We start from the raw sequence: 2,324 nt of genomic DNA, 5'->3' as shown, positions 1-2,324 counted from the left end.
TATAATATAATTAGCCTAAGAAGTACAATCTACGATGGGTAGTGAGTATGGAGGCTTCAATCAACTGAGGTTTTGTGTGTTTTAGCACCTCCCCATCTAGGTATAAAAGCCGAATAAAAAAATACACCTATATAGAAATTTATTGAACGTGCTATGAACTAGCACGTTTTTAATTTTGGTTAAAAAGTGTATGACATTGTCATACACTTTAGTTTTTTATCCTAATAATGTACCATTTCAATATACACTAATATTATATCGGGTATTATAATATTATATTGGATAATATGTTATTATATAATTCTATATTATATAGGTTTATTTATTCGCATGAAATACAGGTTTATAAAATTGGATATATAGAATGGTTATAATATTAATTTTGTCATACAATGTATGACAATGTCATACAGATAGGTTATATAAAATAATTATGAAAGCAGAAGGTAAAAAAAGGAGTATTTCGAATGAGAAAGTGTTTGAAATACTCCTTTTTTTATTTAATTTAGAAAGATATTTGATTGATAATTTGCATCTGAAAATTATTTAACTTTTAAAGATAGACTTGTGAGAGGTTTTGTCTTTCTAAATTATTACGAATACGGGCTAAAAGAATCCCTTATATTCTCCATAAGTTTAGAGCCAAAACCGCCCACTGCGTAAGTGCAGGATATAGAGTGGGGTTCTATCCACTCTGAGAGTGCTTCGCACTCCTGTTTATTAAGGATATTAGAGTTTTATTTGTAGGATACCAAAGGGATTAAATATTGATATTTATTACTTTTTAAAAGATATCTCCTATAAAAATTAAAGTTACCTTATAATAAATACTTTATACAGATTATTTCATGTTCTAAATTTAAAGATACTAATATAAATAAATATAAGACCATTTTACTATTTTTCATCACACGACACACTTTGACATTTATTTCACTTTATATCATATATACTTAAATTAATCTATTATGAGTTGATTATTAATAATTTATAATAGAGGGTTCTATGAATATTTATAGTATAAAAGAAAAAATCTTATGAAAATACGGAAAAAGTCAAATATGTAATAAATACTAATAATTTGCAAATTTTACAATATTATGTTATTATAAACTAAGACATTAAGAATAATTCATAAAAATTACTAATGGCTTCATTGTCATTTTAGTAAAATTTATTAAAAAAGGAGATAAGTCTAATGAAAAAGATTGGAAAAACTTTATTATGTTGTGTATTAGCTCTAACAATGACAGTACCTGTTTTTGCAGATGGCAACAATTCAGAAAAAGGTGGTACTGTTGTATTAAAAGGTGAACCTTCAACAATCACACCATATACTATTAAATTGGTTGATGATGGTCACGGTAGTTGGGATTATGGAACACGCCTGACAATTACTTTGAAGAAAAAAGTTTGGTCTAACCTCGATCATAATACTAAAGTACATCGTTCAAGTTGTGAAATTGATGGCAAATACGATACTAGCAAGTGGGTAGATGCTCGTACTACATCCAAGTCTAGTGAAATTGGACCTAGAAAGTCAGTTGGTTATTCTAATTGGGACGTAAAATAAAATCATGGTAAATGAAGGGTCGCTTTCATGAAAGCGACCCTTCATTTACCATGATGGCGACATTTGTAATTTGATAAGGGGGTTCTATGGTTTGAAACGTTTTTTAGGAATATTTACTTTTACTATGTTTTTAATACTAACTTTAACAAATTATTATTCTTATGAGACAGAAAGTTATCAAAAATTAATTGATCCATCGGAAACTTATATATATGAATTTGAGATACCTGATGATATATTAAATGATAATCCTAAGCTACTAACATTATTAAAAAAAGCAGCGGAAAATAACAAAATTAATATTATCCGCACCATGTCTTACTATGACGATGAAAAAGAAAATTCATATACCGAAGCGTATTTATTTTTGACAACAGATACACGTTTGTTCGAAAAGATAAATTTTGTGGAAGGATATAGTCTTAATATAGAGGATATGAAAAATCCAGATCTATTTATCTCTACGGATCGAACATCTTCAGATAATCAAAGAGGTGTAATAAGCAATTTTGGAGGAAAAGATACCTATTCGATACATGTAATGGATAATATAATATCAAATTATAAATACGCAGGTAATTATAGAATAGAGGCCACTTCAAAAGAGAAATATGATGAATTCGTTGCTTTTTTTAATAATGTTAGTAGCTTAGGATTATCATTTAATATATCATCAGGTATCTCAAATTCATATATATAAGTTTCCGATGGATCAATTAATTTTTGATAACTTTCTGTCTCATAAGAATAA

At 27.6% G+C, this 2,324-nt stretch carries 2 protein-coding genes; both read left to right on the top strand.

Going from position 1 to position 2,324, the window contains the following annotated elements:
- Positions 1–1,198 precede the first annotated feature (1,198 nt).
- Entirely contained in the window at positions 1,199–1,573 is a 375-nt protein-coding gene (locus tag E0D94_RS14595) for a lactococcin 972 family bacteriocin (protein WP_130808302.1), read from the top strand.
- Between the two features lie 91 nt (positions 1,574–1,664).
- On the top strand, positions 1,665–2,273 hold the full coding sequence (locus tag E0D94_RS14590; protein WP_130808301.1) for a hypothetical protein: 609 nt from the start codon (positions 1,665–1,667) through the stop codon (positions 2,271–2,273).
- Positions 2,274–2,324 lie beyond the last annotated feature (51 nt).

Source organism: Senegalia massiliensis, from assembly GCF_900626135.1.
Taxonomy (GTDB): domain Bacteria; phylum Bacillota; class Clostridia; order Tissierellales; family SIT17; genus Anaeromonas; species Anaeromonas massiliensis.
Note: the sequence above shows the minus strand (reverse complement) of the source record. Positions and strands in the feature narration are given on the sequence as shown.

Bases quoted from the DNA above. Each gene is read 5' to 3' on its own strand.
- E0D94_RS14595 (WP_130808302.1), top strand. From the start codon at position 1,199: ATGAAAAAGATTGGAAAAACTTTATTATGTTGTGTATTAGCTCTAACA.